The organism is Enterobacter cloacae complex sp. SHL018 (genome assembly GCF_049237905.1).
Taxonomy (GTDB): Bacteria; Pseudomonadota; Gammaproteobacteria; order Enterobacterales; family Enterobacteriaceae; genus Enterobacter; species Enterobacter hormaechei_C.
Window position 1 is genome coordinate 638461 of record NZ_JBMKJE010000002.1, and the last position, 16870, is coordinate 655330.

Consider the following 16870-nt stretch of genomic DNA (forward strand, 5'->3'; position numbering starts at 1 on the left):
TCATGAAAACACCGGAGACTCTCTCCGGTGTTTTCTTTTATAACGCATTTTTTATTCGCACCAACTTCCCGTCCGGCATGGTTATCCAGTAATACTCACTCTTGCTGAAGGAGAATTTTTCATAGTAACCTTGCTCATAATCCACGCTCATAAGCATATTTTTCTCAACACAATGTTTTTCTGTTTCCTTTATCGGAGGCAGGCAATACATATCGCCATCCCCTGAGCTTGCAAAATCAGTAAAGCCATCACCGATATCCCAAAAGGTAATGTTATAGCCATCGGATGATGGTATGTGATAAAGGTTTTTCAGTTCTTCTTTATGATCCAGATACCAATGAATACGTCCCCACTCCGTTAAAGCCAGATGGTCTACCAGGATTCCATAGGCCTCAAATTTTCTGTCTTTGCTGGCAAACTCCTTGAGGACAAATCCGGGATCATACTCAGCATGGCTACCGGCGCGGATGATAGTCACTGGTCGTTGAGTCCAGAGTAAATAGCAGGTTATCAACAGCACCAGGCTAAGAAAAGCCGCTTTACGTTTCCGATGATTCAGCATCAAACGCCACCGTTTATATGAATATAAGCTCTAAAATTTGTCATGAAGGGTTTAAATGCATAATCGCGATGTCGTTGCAAAAAAAACCAAATGCGGAAGAAGCGAAAGTTCTTATAGAAGTCATTTGTAATATCTTCCGTCCCAAGACCAAAATGATCCTGTCCGGTAAATAACAGCACCCCCTCCCAGGATACAGCATTGCGATGGAAACTTTCCAGGCTGACCTTCTGGGCATAAATATCATGTACGCTTATTCCCAACCCATTAAACCTATCGATGAAACGGTTAAATTTTGGCAGCCTGACGTTTCTAGTGATGTGTCCGCTTAAAGCCGTAAGAAAATTAAAATCAATCCCTATCTGCTGTTTCAGATAGAAACGTTCATTTATCTCCGTCTGAATGCAATGCAACAAATGATTTGTTTCTGTACCTCTAATCACTTCTGCATATGCTCTACTCAGACGCTCACTGTGCCATGATCCTCCATTACCGTAATGAAAATGATTAATCAACTCACCTATAAGCGGGGCGTATGGCCCGTGAGCAAATTGTGTCGAGAGTTCTATCATCTCATCAAACATAATCTCAGCGCAGCGCTGACGGCTAAGTGACACACCCTGCGGTTTCCGTAGGCCGAAGTCCGCCACCCGAGGACTATAGAAATTATTCGCATTGAATTGCAAACACCTGAACGGGTCTACCCGCGCAGAAATGTCCTCAAGTCCTAATAACTGGAAATCCCTATCGACTAAATCTCCACACTGCATATCATCTACATAATAGTTTTCAAAACGGTGGAACGTGGAAAAAACTTCACACGGCAAAGACATTGATAAAAGCGTATCTATATTCATAATTCATCATCCTGATAAATAATAACAGCGCACTTCACAACAACAGAAAATAATATAACTTTGAAAAAGAGAACATGAGCGAAATGGTATAAACACCATGTGGATGATGAAAATTCTTCCCTGTCATTATCTCTGCCTTGCATGATTGTAAAGAGGGTGGTATCAAATATCACTATGATGAATTTTTATTGATTGAGTAACAAAATGAGCTCCACGCAGTCCCTCCCTACACTCCGCCGGATATCCGCCAGCGACAACCCGGCTATCGCCGCCGTTATCCGCACGGTTTCTGCCGAATATGGCCTGACCGCCGACAAAGGCTACACCGTGGCCGACCCAAATCTGGACGAACTTTTTCAGCTGTACAGCCAGCCGGGTCATGCCTACTGGGTCATCGAGCAGGACGGCCAGGTCGTGGGCGGCGGCGGCATTGCCCCACTGCTTTGCAGCGAGCCGGATATCTGTGAACTCCAGAAAATGTATTTCCTGCCAACGATACGCGGACAAGGCCTGGCGAAAAAGCTGGCGCTGGTCGCCCTGGAACATGCACGCTCACAGGGCTTTAAACGTTGCTACCTTGAAACCACCGCTTTCCTTAAAGAGGCCATTGGCCTGTATGAACATCTCGGCTTTGAGCATATCGATGCGCCACTGGGCTGCACGGGCCACGTGGACTGCGAAGTCAGGATGCTGAAAAATCTGTAAGTTTTGTTCCTGCCGTCTTCTGTTAAGCGTCTGTAAACTGAATGCTCTACACTCACAGTTCACACCAAAACAGGGGAAATGCGATGTCGAAGATAAAAAGCTACGCCGCACCGCAGGCGGGTGCAGAACTTGAGCTGTACGAGTACGATGCGGGCGAACTAAAAGCGGAAGACGTCGAAGTACAGGTTGATTACTGCGGGATCTGCCACTCAGATCTCTCGATGATCGACAATGAATGGGGCTTCTCCAGCTATCCGCTGGTGGCCGGGCACGAAGTCATTGGCCGCGTCGTGGCGCTCGGCAGCGCCGCGCAGGACAAAGGGCTGAAAGTGGGCCAGCGCGTGGGTATCGGCTGGACGGCACGCAGCTGCGGCCACTGCGACGCCTGTATCAGCGGCAATCAGATCAACTGCCTTGAGGGCGCAACGCCGACCATCCTGAACAAGGGCGGTTTCGCCGATAAGCTGCGCGCCGACTGGCAATGGGTTATCCCGCTGCCGGACAGCATTGATATTGAATCCGCAGGTCCGCTGCTGTGTGGCGGTATCACCGTCTTTAAACCGCTGCTGATGCATCACGTCACCGCCACCAGCCGCGTGGGCGTGATCGGGATTGGCGGTCTGGGCCATATCGCCATCAAGCTGCTGCACGCGATGGGCTGTGAAGTGACGGCGTTCAGCTCTAACCCGGCGAAAGAGCAGGAAGTGCTGGCGATGGGTGCGGATAAAGTGGTGAACAGTCGCGATCCCCAGGCGCTCACCGCTCTGGCAGGCCAGTTTGACCTGATCATTAACACCGTGAACGTCGATCTCGACTGGCAGCCGTACTTTGAAGCCCTGGCCTACGGCGGTAACTTCCACACCGTGGGTGCGGTGATGAAGCCGCTGCCGGTTCCGGCGTTTACCCTGATCGGCGGCGATCGCAGCATATCCGGCTCTGCTACCGGCACACCATATGAGTTACGCAAGCTGATGAAGTTTGCCGGACGCACAAAAGTGGCACCCACCACCGAGCTGTACCCGATGTCAAAAATCAACGAAGCGATCCAGCACGTGCGCGACGGCAAAGCCCGCTACCGCGTGGTGTTGAAAGCGGATTTCTGATGTGAGATTGCCGGGGAATGTGCGGCCTGATGCCCTCACCCCAACCCTCTCCCACAGGGAGAGGGCGCAAACACTAAAAACGGTAACGGTTGTTACCGTTTTGCATCTACCATGGTCTTAAACACTTCCGCCACCGCGACCGCTCCCGGATCCATCACCCCGTCCAGATTCTCTTTATTCACGTACGACGAGCGTCCCGCGCCGGCTTTCGCCATTTTCGCCGTTGCTTCAGCCCCTTGCTGCGCGGCCTGCGCTGCCGCCTGAATATTGCCTTTCTGTAACGCCTCCAGCGCCGGTTGCAGGGCATCGATCAGCGTACGATCGCCGAGATCTGCACCGCCATACTGCTTCATCTGCGCCAGTCCGCTCAGCAATGCTTCAGGTAGCGGCTGTCCATCGTGAAGCTTTTGTCCTGCCGCAGTGAAGAAGATCGACATCAACACCCCACTCGATCCGCCCATCACCGTTGCCAGCCGCTCGCCAACCAGCAGGAGGAATGTCGGCACGTCGTTAAGGGGCAGGTTGTTCTCCTCAAGTCGCTGCGCAATATCCCGCGCCCCTTGCGCAAAGGTGGAGCCCGTATCGCCATCGCCTACTTTGGCATCCAGCGCGTTAAGGCGATTTTCCAGCTGGATCAATGTTTTCGTTACCGAGGCGACGGCCTCGCTCACCTGCGGATTGTCCGACGGGGTATATTCCACGCGATCATGAAGGGCGCTATGGGGGACGGTACGCAGGGGCGCGAACGCGACGGGCTTCTGCCAGCCCAGCGTCTCGACCTCGGCGTGAATCGCCTTCTCGAAGAAATCGTTGAGCTTTAACAGCGTTAGCGAAAAGCCTTTCATATCCAGCGCACTCACCAGCGGCGCCGGGCCAATCAGATACGCAATGTTCTCTTTCAACGCCGAATGCGCCAGCTCTTTGGTGAGCAGAGCCATCTCCAGCGCTGACACGCCGCCGAGGTTGTTGATCAGCACCGCAAAGCGCCCGTCACCCGCCTGGGCTTTTAGCGGCGTCACCAGCGTATCGATAATCGCCCTGCTGTTCTGCGTATCCACCACCGATGCCCCCGGCTCGCCGTGAATCCCCAGCCCCAGCTCCACGTGGCCTTGCCTGATGCGTCCTTCTTCATCATCGCTACCCGGCAGGTTACAGGTTTGCATCGCAACCCCCAGGCTCCAGAGGTTATCGCAGGCCTGTTGCGCAATATCCCGCACGTCGTTTAGCGATTTCCCCTGTTCTGCCGCATATCCCGCAATCTTATGCACCAGCGCCGTTCCCGCGATACCACGCGGCTGCTTGTTATCCGGTAGGGCGATATCATCCGCCACGATAACCATCTCGACCTTCAGGCCGTAGCGTTTGGCTTTTTCCGCCGCCAGGCCAAAGTTAAGCCGGTCACCGGTGTAGTTTTTCACAATCAGCAGGCAGCCACGATCGCCCGTCACCGCCACAATGGCATTGAGGACCGCATCGACGCTTGGGGAAGCGAACAGATCGCCACACACCGCTGCGGTAAGCATGCCTTTACCGACGAACCCGGCATGTGCCGGTTCATGGCCGGAGCCGCCACCGGAGATCACCGCCACGCGGCTTTTATCCCAGTCGCCGCGTGCCACCACGCGGATGGCCGGATCGATATCCAGTTTGACGAGATTACCGTGCGGCGCGGAGAGAAGTATGCCTTCAATGGCATCGTTGACAAGCTGTTTGCGGTCGTTAAAAAAGAATCTGGACATAGTTTCCCAAAATTTTGTTTACCGTATGCAAAAGCATAGTCCGCACTGGATAATGCGCCGCAAAGTGAGGAATTTACGCAGACATTTTGCCGTCAGGTTGCCTATATTCCACCCAGGACTACGAGAGGACGTGCATCATGAGTACACCATTGTTAATCGCCAGGACGCTGGAAAAAGAGCTGTTTTTACTGCCCGCGATGGCGAACCGTCATGGCCTGATCACCGGCGCGACCGGGACGGGAAAAACCGTCACCCTGCAAAAGCTGGCTGAGTCGTTGTCAGAGACTGGCGTGCCGGTTTTTATGGCTGACGTGAAGGGCGATTTAACCGGGGTGGCTCAGGAAGGTGCAGCGTCAGAAAAACTCCTCGAGCGCCTGAAAAATATCGGCATCACCGACTGGACGCCGCACGGTAATCCGGTGGTGGCCTGGGATATCTTCGGCGAAAAAGGCCATCCGGTGCGCGCCACCGTCTCCGACCTCGGCCCGCTGCTGCTGGCCCGTCTGCTTAACCTCAACGACGTGCAGTCCGGGGTACTGAACATTATCTTCCGTATCGCCGACGATCAGGGGCTACTGCTGCTCGACTTCAAAGATCTGCGCGCCATCACCCAGTACATTGGCGATAACGCCAAATCCTTCCAGAATCAGTACGGCAATATCAGCAGCGCCTCGGTGGGCGCCATTCAGCGCGGGCTCCTGACGCTGGAGCAACAGGGTGCCGAACACTTCTTCGGCGAGCCAATGCTGGATATCAAAGACTGGATGCGTACCGACAGCAGCGGCAAAGGCATCATCAACATTCTGAGCGCAGAGAAGCTCTACCAGATGCCGAAGCTTTACGCCGCCAGCCTGCTGTGGATGCTCTCTGAACTGTACGAACAACTGCCGGAAGCAGGCGATCTGGAAAAACCCAAACTGGTGTTCTTCTTTGACGAAGCGCACCTGTTGTTTAACGACGCGCCGCAGGTGCTGCTGGATAAAATTGAACAGGTTATCCGCCTGATCCGCTCCAAGGGTGTCGGGGTCTGGTTTGTGTCGCAAAACCCGTCGGATATTCCGGACAACGTACTGGGGCAGCTGGGTAACCGCGTGCAGCACGCCCTGCGCGCCTTTACGCCGAGAGGTCAGAAAGCGGTGAAAGCCGCGGCGCAAACCATGCGCGCCAATCCGGCCTTTGATACCGAAACCGCCATTCAGGCGCTGGGCACCGGTGAAGCGCTGATTTCGTTCCTCGATGCAAAAGGCAGCCCGACAGTTGTCGAGCGTGCGATGGTGATTGCGCCCTGCTCGCGCATGGGGCCGGTAACGGACGATGAACGCAACGGCCTGATCAACCACTCCCCGGTGTACGGGAAGTATGAAGACGAGGTGGATCGCGAATCCGCGTTCGAGATGCTGCAAAAAGGGGTGCAGGCGACTGCTGAATCGCAGGATGCGCCTGCCGCCAAAGGGCAATCTGTTGCCGTGGATGACGGTATTCTCGGCGGGCTGAAAGATATTCTGTTCGGCAGCACCGGGCCACGCGGCGGCAAACGAGATGGCGTGGTGCAGACCATGGCAAAAAGCGCGACGCGTCAGATTACCAACCAGATAGTGCGCGGCATGTTAGGGAGTCTGCTAGGCGGCCGTCGCCGATAGCGGGGTAACCCACGGGCGGCCCAGCGCCGAACCCTGTACGCCGTGCTCCTGAAGATAACGGTCAATTTCCACCATTCCCGTCCAGCGGTTCTCACACCAGAGCGGTGCCAGAAGCGTTGGACGGCGGGCGCTGGCCGAGATGCGGTGGTAAACAATCTCCGGAGGCGTGTGGCGAATCATCTCCCCCGCCGTCACCGTATAGTCGTCGAGTTCGATACCACTTAACCGCCCCGCTTCCCAGGCTTTCGCCATTATGCTGCCCTTCACGATATGCAGCGGATGCAGCTTAATGCCATCCACGCCGGTCTCGACGACTTTTTCCAGCGTTTCCAGCCCGTGCTGCTGCCCTTCTCCTGGCAAGCCGACAATCAGATGCGAGCAGACTTTTAATCCACGCTCACGGGCGAGACGCGTGGTGCGCTGGTAGCAGGCGAAATCATGCCCGCGATTGATACGGTGCAGGGTTTTGTCATGCGCGGTCTGCAAGCCCAGCTCCAGCCAGATCTCGTAGCCCTTCTCTTTGTACTCACTAAGTAAATCCAGCACGGCCTCCGGCACGCAGTCCGGACGCGTCCCCACGCACAGCCCGACAATGTTCGCTTGAGCAACCGCCTGCTGATACATCGAGCGCAGTACCTGCACCTCAGCCCACGTGCTGGTGTAGGCCTGGAAATAGGCCAGATACTGCTTCGCGCGATTCACCAGACTCGCCTGATGGGCGAGCTGTTCAGCGATAGATTTATGCTGCTGGGCCTCGTCAGCAAACGAGGCCACGTTACAGAAAGTGCAGCCACCACGCCCGATGGTGCCATCGCGATTCGGGCAGCTAAAGCCGCCGTGCAGCGTCAGTTTGTGAACCTTTTGCCCATAGCGCTGCAAAAGATCCCCACCAAACATATTGACTAATTTCTGTAACTGCATAATCTGATAGACCGTCCCGAAGAAAGGGGACAAGCCTGCCATTTTTAGCCTCTGTCGGCGATGACCTGGATCAATCGCCCTGGACGGCCTTTATCTTTTTGAATAAATAATCACGATTACCGAGATTTCATTCACCCTGTACGTAATTACTTTTCCTTATGTTCTGATGGTTTTTTTCATTTATAGCGCCAGGACTGAAAAACAGTGATTTTATGCGGGTTTGAATGCAACACCAGATTAATATTCTGCTATAAATCTGCATTTCAGCACGCTGCATCGATAATACCGCTTTCATATAGTGAGTCAGATCACACTCCCCTGCACCTCCCCGGTGCTTTAAGTGGTTGTAAAAATAGTTAAATACATATTAAAAACAAAAAGATAACTACGCTTTAGCACATTTTTGTATAAATAAGATTGCCATTTGACCTGTGTACCAATTCCCGATAAGTTGGAAATCCGCTGGAAGCTTTCTGGATGAGCGGCCTGCTCATCATATTTATGCAGTAATTGAGATTCCCTCTGAAGCAAGTCCTCAAACTTGTTTACCTGCGCGAAAGGATGAAAAAGAGGGCGAATGCGAGGTCCGCGTATGAAACGCTAACCCCGTCGCCATGCTCTTTCTGCGCCTGTGCGCCACGGTAAAGTTCAGTGGGAAGCCCGACGAGCCTGGGGAGGTTCACTGATATGTTGTACGATAAATCCCTTGAGAAGGATAACTGTGGTTTCGGCCTGATCGCCCACATAGAAGGCGAACCAAGCCACAAGGTAGTGCGTACTGCTATTCACGCACTGGCCCGTATGCAGCACCGTGGCGCCATCCTTGCCGATGGTAAAACCGGCGACGGTTGCGGCCTGCTGCTGCAAAAACCGGATCGTTTCTTCCGTATCGTAGCGGAAGAGCGCGGCTGGCGTTTAGCCAAAAACTACGCTGTCGGTATGCTGTTCCTGAATCAGGATCCTGAAAAAGCTGCCGCCTCACGCCGCATCGTTGAAGAAGAACTTCAGCGTGAAACCCTGTCGATCGTCGGCTGGCGCGATGTGCCAACCAACGAAGGGGTGCTCGGTGAAATCGCCCTCTCCTCGCTGCCTCGTATTGAACAGATTTTTGTCAATGCGCCTGCGGGCTGGCGTCCGCGTGATATGGAACGCCGTCTGTTTATCGCCCGCCGCCGCATTGAAAAACGTCTTCAGGATGATAAAGAGTTCTACGTCTGTAGCCTCTCTAACCTTGTGAACATCTATAAAGGTCTGTGTATGCCGGCTGACCTGCCGCGCTTCTACCTGGACCTGGCGGACCTGCGTCTGGAATCGGCCATTTGCCTGTTCCACCAGCGCTTCTCCACCAACACCGTTCCACGCTGGCCGCTGGCGCAGCCGTTCCGCTACCTGGCGCATAACGGCGAGATCAACACCATCACCGGCAACCGCCAGTGGGCCCGCGCCCGTACCTATAAATTCCAGACGCCGCTGATCCCGGACCTGCACGATGCCGCGCCGTTCGTGAACGAAACCGGCTCGGACTCCAGCTCCATGGATAACATGCTGGAACTGCTGCTGGCGGGCGGGATGGACATCGTGCGCGCCATGCGTCTGCTCGTGCCACCGGCCTGGCAGAACAACCCGGATATGGACCCTGAGCTGCGCGCGTTCTTCGACTTTAACTCCATGCACATGGAGCCGTGGGACGGCCCGGCGGGCATCGTTATGTCCGACGGTCGTTTTGCCGCCTGTAACCTGGACCGTAATGGTCTGCGTCCGGCGCGCTACGTTATTACCAAAGACAAGCTCATCACCTGTGCCTCTGAAGTCGGGATCTGGGATTACCAGCCAGACGAAGTGGTCGAGAAAGGCCGCGTCGGACCGGGCGAGCTGATGGTGATCGACACCCGCGGTGGGCGTATTCTGCATTCCGCCGAAACCGACAACGATCTGAAGAGCCGCCATCCGTACAAAGAGTGGATGGAGAAAAACGTGCGTCGTCTGGTGCCGTTTGAAGATCTGTCGGACGAAGAAGTGGGCAGCCGCGAGCTGGACGATGACACCCTCGCGAGCTTCCAGAAGCAGTTTAACTACAGCGCGGAAGAGCTGGACTCGGTTATCCGCGTGCTCGGTGAAAACGGCCAGGAAGCGGTCGGCTCAATGGGTGACGATACCCCGTTTGCCGTGCTCTCCAGCCAGCCACGCATTATTTATGACTACTTCCGTCAGCAGTTTGCGCAGGTCACTAACCCGCCAATCGATCCGCTGCGCGAAGCCCACGTCATGTCGCTGGCCACCAGCATCGGCCGTGAGATGAACGTCTTCTGTGAAGCTGAAGGCCAGGCGCACCGTCTGACCTTTAAATCACCGATCCTGCTGTACTCCGATTTCAAACAGCTCACCACCATGACCGAGGAGCACTATCGCGCCGACACGCTCGATATCACCTTCGACGTGACCGAAACGAGCCTCGAAGAGACGGTGAACGCGCTGTGCGATAAAGCCGAGCAGATGGTGCGTAACGGCACCGTTCTGCTGGTGCTGTCTGACCGCAACATCGCGAAAAACCGTCTGCCGGTGCCTGCACCCATGGCGGTGGGGGCTATCCAGACGCGTCTGGTGGACAAGAGCCTGCGCTGCGATGCCAACATCATCGTTGAAACCGCGAGCGCGCGCGACCCGCACCACTTTGCGGTGCTGTTAGGCTTTGGCGCCACGGCAATCTACCCGTATCTGGCCTACGAAACGCTGGCCCGCCTGGTAGATACCCGCGCGATCGACAAAGACTACCGCGCTGTGATGCTGAACTACCGTAACGGCATCAACAAAGGTCTGTACAAAATCATGTCCAAAATGGGCATCTCGACCATCGCCTCTTACCGCTGCTCGAAGCTGTTTGAAGCGGTCGGCCTGCATGACGACGTCGCCAACCTCTGCTTCCAGGGCGTGATCAGCCGTATCGGCGGCGCCGGTTTTGCTGACTTCCAGCAGGATCTGGTGAACCTATCGAAACGCGCCTGGCTGGCACGTAAGCCGCTGGAACAGGGCGGCCTGCTGAAATATGTCCACGGGGGTGAGTATCACGCTTATAACCCGGACGTGGTGCGCACGCTGCAACAGGCGGTGCAGAGCGGCGAGTACAGCGATTATCAGCAGTATGCAGAGCTGGTGAATAACCGTCCGGCAGCGACGCTGCGCGATCTCATTGCCCTCAATCCAGGTGATGAAGCGGTCAGCATTGACGAGGTTGAACCCGCGTCTGAGCTGTTCAAACGTTTCGACACCGCGGCGATGTCTATCGGCGCGCTGAGCCCGGAAGCCCACGAAGCGCTGGCGGAAGCCATGAACAGCATCGGCGGCAACTCCAACTCCGGCGAAGGCGGTGAAGATCCGGCCCGCTATGGCACCAATAAAGTGTCCCGTATTAAGCAGGTGGCGTCTGGTCGCTTTGGCGTAACGCCTGCGTACCTGGTTAACGCCGACGTGATTCAGATTAAAGTCGCGCAGGGTGCGAAACCGGGTGAAGGCGGTCAGCTGCCGGGTGATAAAGTCACCCCATACATCGCTAAGCTTCGCTATTCAGTGCCGGGCGTGACGCTGATCTCCCCGCCGCCGCACCACGATATCTACTCTATCGAGGATCTGGCGCAGCTGATTTTCGACCTGAAACAGGTCAACCCGAAAGCGATGATCTCCGTGAAGCTGGTTTCCGAACCGGGCGTTGGCACCATTGCCACCGGCGTGGCGAAAGCCTATGCGGATCTGATCACCATCGCCGGTTACGACGGCGGCACCGGCGCAAGCCCGCTCTCCTCCGTGAAATACGCGGGTTGTCCGTGGGAGCTTGGCCTGGTGGAAACCCAGCAGGCGCTGGTCGCTAACGGCCTGCGTCACAAGATCCGTTTGCAGGTGGACGGCGGACTGAAAACCGGCCTCGACATCATCAAAGCGGCGATTCTGGGAGCGGAAAGCTTCGGCTTTGGTACCGGCCCAATGGTTGCGCTCGGCTGTAAATACCTGCGTATTTGCCACCTGAACAACTGTGCAACGGGCGTTGCTACCCAGGACGAAAAGCTGCGTAAAAATCACTACCACGGCCTGCCGTTCAAAGTGACCAACTACTTTGACTTCATCGCCCGTGAAACCCGCGAGCTGATGGCGCAGCTGGGCGTGAAGCGTCTGGTAGACCTGATTGGCCGTACCGACCTGTTGAAAGAGCTTGAGGGCTTCACGGCCAAGCAGCAGAAGCTGGAGCTGTCTAAGCTGCTGGAAACCGCTCAGCCGCATCCTGGCAAAGCGGTTTACTGTACCGAGAACAACCCGCCGTTCGACAACGGCGTTCTGAACGCACAGCTGCTGCAACAGGCGAAGCCGTATGTGGATGAGAAGCAGAGCAAAACGTTCTGGTTTGATATCCGCAACACCGACCGTTCCGTGGGTGCGTCCCTCTCCGGTTACATCGCGCAAACGCACGGTGACCAGGGTCTGGCGTCGGATCCGATTACCGCGCACTTCAGCGGTACCGCGGGTCAGAGCTTCGGCGTGTGGAACGCAGGCGGAGTTGAGTTATACCTGACCGGCGATGCCAACGACTACGTCGGAAAAGGCATGGCGGGCGGTCTGCTGGCGGTGCGTCCTCCGGTTGGTTCAGCCTTCCGCAGCCATGAAGCGAGCATCATCGGCAATACCTGTCTGTACGGCGCAACCGGCGGTCGTCTGTTTGCCGCGGGCCGTGCGGGCGAACGTTTTGCGGTGCGTAACTCCGGCGCCATCACCGTGGTGGAAGGCATCGGCGATAACGGCTGTGAATACATGACGGGCGGAATTGTGTGCGTCCTGGGTAAAACCGGCGTGAACTTTGGCGCGGGCATGACGGGCGGTTTTGCCTACGTCCTGGATGAAGACGGTGAGTTCCGCAAACGCGTGAACCCGGAGCTGGTGGAAGTGCTGGACGTTGATACGCTGGCCATCCACGAAGAACACCTGCGCGGTTTAATTACCGAACACGTGCAGCATACCGGTTCTTCGCGCGGCGAAGAGATCCTGGCCAACTGGCCGGCGTTCTCTGCGAAATTCGCGCTGGTGAAGCCGAAGTCCAGCGATGTTAAAGCCCTGTTGGGTCACCGTAGTCGTAGCGCAGCAGAGCTGCGCGTGCAGGCGCAGTAAGGAATTCAGATGAGCCAGAACGTTTACCAGTTTATCGACCTTCAGCGTGTTGATCCGCCAAAGAAACCGCTGAAGATCCGTAAAATTGAATTTGTTGAAATCTATGAGCCGTTTTCAGAAGGCCAGGCCAAAGCACAGGCAGACCGCTGCCTGTCCTGCGGTAACCCTTACTGCGAATGGAAGTGTCCGGTCCATAACTACATCCCGAACTGGCTGAAGCTGGCCAACGAAGGGCGTATTTTTGAAGCCGCCGAGCTGTCTCATCAGACCAACACCCTGCCGGAAGTGTGCGGCCGCGTGTGCCCTCAGGATCGTCTGTGTGAAGGCTCCTGTACGCTGAACGACGAGTTTGGCGCGGTAACCATCGGCAACATCGAACGCTATATCAACGATAAAGCGTTCGAGATGGGCTGGCGCCCGGATATGACCGGTGTGCGTCAAACCGACAAGCGCGTAGCGATTATCGGCGCGGGCCCGGCAGGCCTGGCCTGTGCGGACGTGCTGACCCGTAACGGCGTGAAGGCGGTGGTCTTTGATCGCCACCCGGAGATTGGCGGCCTGCTGACCTTCGGTATCCCGGCCTTCAAGCTGGAGAAAGAGGTGATGACCCGCCGCCGCGAAATCTTCACCGGCATGGGCATTGAGTTCAAACTCAACACCGAAGTGGGCCGCGACGTGCAGCTCGACGACCTGCTGAAAGATTACGACGCCGTGTTCCTGGGCGTAGGCACTTATCAGTCCATGCGCGGTGGTCTGGAGAACGAAGATGCGCCAGGCGTGTACGACGCGCTGCCGTTCCTGATTGCGAATACCAAACAGCTAATGGGCTACGGCGAGACCGCCGATGAGCCGTTCGTCAGCATGGAAGGCAAACGCGTGGTGGTGCTGGGCGGCGGTGATACCGCAATGGACTGCGTGCGTACCTCCATTCGCCAGAATGCGGCGCATGTCATCTGTGCCTACCGCCGTGACGAAGAGAACATGCCGGGCTCTAAGCGCGAAGTGAAAAACGCACGTGAAGAGGGCGTCGAGTTCCAGTTCAACATCCAGCCTCTGGGTATTGAAGTGAATGCCAACGGTAAAGTGAGCGGCGTGAAGATGGCGCGCACGGAGATGGGTGCGCCAGATGCGAAAGGCCGTCGTCGCGCGGAGATCGTGGCCGGTTCTGAACACGTGATCCCGGCTGACGCCGTGGTGATGGCGTTTGGTTTCCGTCCTCACAGCATGGAGTGGCTGGCGAAGCACAGCGTAGAGCTGGACTCTCAGGGCCGCATCATTGCGCCAGAAGGCAGCGATAACGCGTTCCAGACCAGCAACCCGAAAATCTTCGCCGGTGGCGACATCGTTCGCGGCTCTGACCTGGTGGTCACGGCGATTGCCGAAGGCCGTAAAGCGGCTGACGGGATCATGAACTTCCTGGAAGTGTAAGCCCCTCTGACTCCCCGGCAGAAGCATAAAGCGGAACGCTGGGGAGCCTGTTTTCAGTAGCCTACCCTTAAGTTAATGGTGCCTTTTTAAGCAAAAAAGCAGCGTAAATCCCGACGTAAACGTTTGCTTTCGTGAAAAAAATGTATATTATGCGGCGGATTTTTTGGCCAAAATTCAAGGAGGCATTGTGTCGCAAGATAACAATTATAGCCAGGGCCCCGTCCCTCTGGCGGCGCGGAAAGGCGTGGTTCCACTCACTTTTGTGATGTTAGGGTTAACGTTTTTTTCCGCCAGTATGTGGACCGGAGGCACGCTCGGTACCGGTCTTTCCTATAATGATTTCTTCCTCGCAGTTCTCTTCGGCAATCTCCTCCTCGGTATTTACACTGCTTTTCTTGGCTACATTGGCGCAAAAACCGGCCTCTCAACCCATCTTCTTGCGCGTTACTCGTTCGGTATAAAAGGTTCCTGGCTTCCCTCCATGCTTTTAGGCGGTACGCAGGTAGGATGGTTTGGCGTCGGCGTAGCGATGTTTGCCATCCCGGTGAGTAAAGCCACGGGCATCGACGTGAACATCCTGATTGCGGTTTCCGGCCTGTTGATGACGTTAACCATTTTTTTTGGCATCTCTGCACTGACGATTTTATCCATCATCGCCGTACCCGCTATCGTCATCCTGGGTAGCTACTCCGTCTGGCTGGCGGTGGACGGCGTGGGAGGATTGGACCACCTCAAATCCATTGTGCCGCAGACGCCGCTCAACTTTTCCAGCGCGCTGGCGCTGGTTGTAGGCTCGTTTATCAGCGCAGGCACGCTGACCGCCGACTTCGTCCGCTTTGGCCGCAATGCCAAAGGTGCCGTTCTGGTGGCGATGGTGGCATTTTTCCTTGGCAACTCGCTGATGTTTATCTTCGGTGCGGCAGGCGCTGCCGCCGTAGGACAGGCCGATATTTCTGACGTGATGATCGCCCAGGGACTGCTGCTGCCGGCCATTGTCGTTCTTGGCCTGAATATCTGGACCACCAATGACAACGCGTTGTACGCCTCTGGTTTGGGTTTCGCCAATATTACTGGCCTTTCCAGCCGTACGCTGTCGGTGGTTAATGGCATTATCGGTACGCTGTGCGCGCTGTGGCTATACAACAACTTCGTTGGCTGGCTGACCTTTTTGTCGGCAGCGATTCCGCCGGTTGGCGGGGTGATTATCGCCGACTACCTGATTAATCGCCGCCGCTATGCCAGCTTCGACCACGCAAAATTTGTGTCCGTTAACTGGATTGCCATTTTCTCGGTCGCCCTGGGTGTTGCTGCCGGGCACTACATTCCGGGAATTGTCCCCGTTAACGCAGTATTGGGTGGCGTCTTCAGCTATTTGGTGTTAAACCCATTCGCCAAACGTACCCTTGCTAATCCTTCGGAGGTTTCCCATGCAGAATAATTCCCTCACTATCCGTCAGGCCCGTTTGCAGGGGCAAGAGGGTTTATGGCAAATCACGATTGAGGACGGACGCTTCAGCCGTATCGATCCTCAGGAAACCGCCTCTGCGCCAGTCGGTCAGGTGCTGGACGCCGAATGCGGGCTGGTTATCCCTCCTTTCATCGAGCCGCATATCCATCTGGATACAACGCAAACGGCGGGTGAACCGAACTGGAACCAGTCCGGCACGCTTTTCGAGGGAATCGAGCGCTGGGCCGAACGCAAGGCGATGCTTACCCACGAAGACGTTAAAACTCGCGCGATGCAGACCCTGAAGTGGCAAATCGCCAACGGCATTCAGTACGTACGTACACACGTTGACGTCTCGGACCCCACCCTTACGGCACTGAAAGCCATGCTGGAGGTGAAGCAGGAAGTCGCCCCGTGGGTCGATATGCAAATTGTGGCATTCCCGCAGGAAGGCATTCTTTCTTATCCGAACGGTGAAGAACTGCTTGAGGAAGCCGTGCGTTTAGGGGCGGATGTCATCGGCGCAATCCCCCACTTTGAATTTACGCGTGAATATGGCGTTGAGTCGCTGCATAAAACGTTTTCCCTGGCCAGAAAGTACGACCGACTGATCGATGTCCACTGTGATGAAATTGATGATGAACAATCGCGCTTCGTTGAAACCGTTGCCGCACTGGCACATCGTGACGGAATGGGTTCACGCGTGACCGCCAGCCATACCACGGCGATGCACTCCTATAATGGCGCGTATACGTCCCGACTGTTCCGCCTGTTAAAAATGTCAGGCATTAACTTCGTGGCAAACCCGCTGGTTAACACGCATTTGCAGGGCCGTTTCGATACCTATCCCAAACGCCGAGGCATCACACGCGTCAAAGAAATGCTGGAAGCGGAGATCAACGTCTGCTTTGGTCATGACGACGTTTTCGATCCGTGGTATCCGCTGGGAACCGCGAATATGCTTCAGGTTCTGCATATGGGGCTGCACGTTTGCCAACTGATGGGTTACGGGCAAATAAATGATGGGCTTAACCTGATCACTACCCACAGCGCGAAAACGCTCGATTTGCAGGACTATGGCGTGCTCGTTGGGAATACAGCAAACCTGGTGATTCTCCCGGCAGAGAATGGGTTTGATGCAGTTCGTCGCCAGACGCCGGCACGATACTCTGTTCGCCACGGCAAGGTGATTGCCGAGACGGTGCCCAGCCAGACAACCTTGCACCTGACGCAGCCGGAAGCGGTGACGTTTAAGCGCCAGAATATCGAATAACATTGCCGGATGGCGGCTGCGCCTTATCCGGCCTGCAAATTACGTTATGC

At 55.7% G+C, this 16870-nt stretch carries 11 protein-coding genes; 7 read left to right on the forward strand and 4 right to left on the reverse strand.

The window, feature by feature from the left end; genetic code table 11:
* Positions 1–37: 37 nt before the first annotated feature.
* Together ACOTY5_RS12890 and ACOTY5_RS12895 are read right to left on the reverse strand one after the other, a co-directional pair.
* The gene (locus ACOTY5_RS12890; RefSeq protein ID WP_045141583.1) at positions 38–562 is read right to left on the reverse strand and encodes a DUF943 family protein; all 525 of its coding nucleotides are present in this window, start codon (positions 560–562) and stop codon (positions 38–40) included.
* Complete coding sequence (locus ACOTY5_RS12895; protein ID WP_045141584.1) at positions 562–1416, reverse strand: DUF3289 family protein; 855 nt, start codon at positions 1414–1416, stop codon at positions 562–564. Before ACOTY5_RS12895 ends, ACOTY5_RS12890 begins: the two co-directional genes overlap by 1 nt.
* A 204-nt stretch (positions 1417–1620) precedes the next feature.
* On the opposite strand from ACOTY5_RS12895, the gene ACOTY5_RS12900 reads away from it, so the two are divergent.
* A complete protein-coding gene (locus ACOTY5_RS12900) occupies positions 1621–2121 on the forward strand; it encodes a GNAT family N-acetyltransferase (protein WP_045141585.1) in 501 nt (166 codons plus the stop codon).
* An 83-nt stretch (positions 2122–2204) separates the two neighbouring features.
* Positions 2205–3224, forward strand: a complete 1020-nt coding sequence (gene ahr / locus ACOTY5_RS12905) for an NADPH-dependent aldehyde reductase Ahr (protein WP_015571992.1) — start codon at positions 2205–2207, stop codon at positions 3222–3224.
* A gap of 92 nt (positions 3225–3316) precedes the next feature.
* On the opposite strand, the gene ACOTY5_RS12910 is transcribed toward ahr, so the two are convergent.
* A complete protein-coding gene (locus ACOTY5_RS12910) occupies positions 3317–4963 on the reverse strand; it encodes a dihydroxyacetone kinase subunit DhaK (protein WP_032655246.1) in 1647 nt (548 codons plus the stop codon).
* A 137-nt stretch (positions 4964–5100) separates the two neighbouring features.
* On the opposite strand from ACOTY5_RS12910, the gene ACOTY5_RS12915 reads away from it, so the two are divergent.
* Entirely contained in the window at positions 5101–6603 is a 1503-nt protein-coding gene (locus ACOTY5_RS12915) for a helicase HerA-like C-terminal domain-containing protein (RefSeq protein ID WP_045141586.1), read from the forward strand.
* Here ACOTY5_RS12915 and ACOTY5_RS12920 read toward each other — a convergent pair.
* Positions 6583–7524 carry a TIGR01212 family radical SAM protein gene (locus ACOTY5_RS12920; RefSeq protein ID WP_108720811.1) on the reverse strand — a complete coding sequence of 314 codons (942 nt, stop codon included), beginning with the start codon at positions 7522–7524 and terminating at the stop codon, positions 6583–6585. The genes ACOTY5_RS12915 and ACOTY5_RS12920 overlap by 21 nt on opposite strands.
* Before the next feature lie 687 nt (positions 7525–8211).
* Between ACOTY5_RS12920 and gltB the strand changes: the two genes are divergently transcribed.
* The 4 genes from gltB to ACOTY5_RS12940 all read left to right on the forward strand — a co-directional run bounded on the left by gltB (position 8212) and on the right by ACOTY5_RS12940 (position 16820).
* On the forward strand, positions 8212–12672 hold the full coding sequence (gene gltB / locus ACOTY5_RS12925) for a glutamate synthase large subunit (RefSeq protein ID WP_017382722.1): 4461 nt from the start codon (positions 8212–8214) through the stop codon (positions 12670–12672).
* 9 nt (positions 12673–12681) lie between these two features.
* Positions 12682–14100 carry a glutamate synthase subunit GltD gene (gene gltD / locus ACOTY5_RS12930; protein ID WP_017382721.1) on the forward strand — a complete coding sequence of 473 codons (1419 nt, stop codon included), beginning with the start codon at positions 12682–12684 and terminating at the stop codon, positions 14098–14100.
* A 187-nt stretch (positions 14101–14287) separates the two neighbouring features.
* Positions 14288–15538 (forward strand): cytosine permease, encoded by a 1251-nt coding sequence (gene codB / locus ACOTY5_RS12935; protein WP_017693905.1) that lies wholly within the window; start codon positions 14288–14290, stop codon positions 15536–15538.
* Complete coding sequence (locus ACOTY5_RS12940) at positions 15528–16820, forward strand: cytosine deaminase (RefSeq protein ID WP_017693904.1); 1293 nt, start codon at positions 15528–15530, stop codon at positions 16818–16820. The genes codB and ACOTY5_RS12940 overlap by 11 nt, the downstream gene beginning before the upstream one ends.
* Positions 16821–16870: the final 50 nt, after the last annotated feature.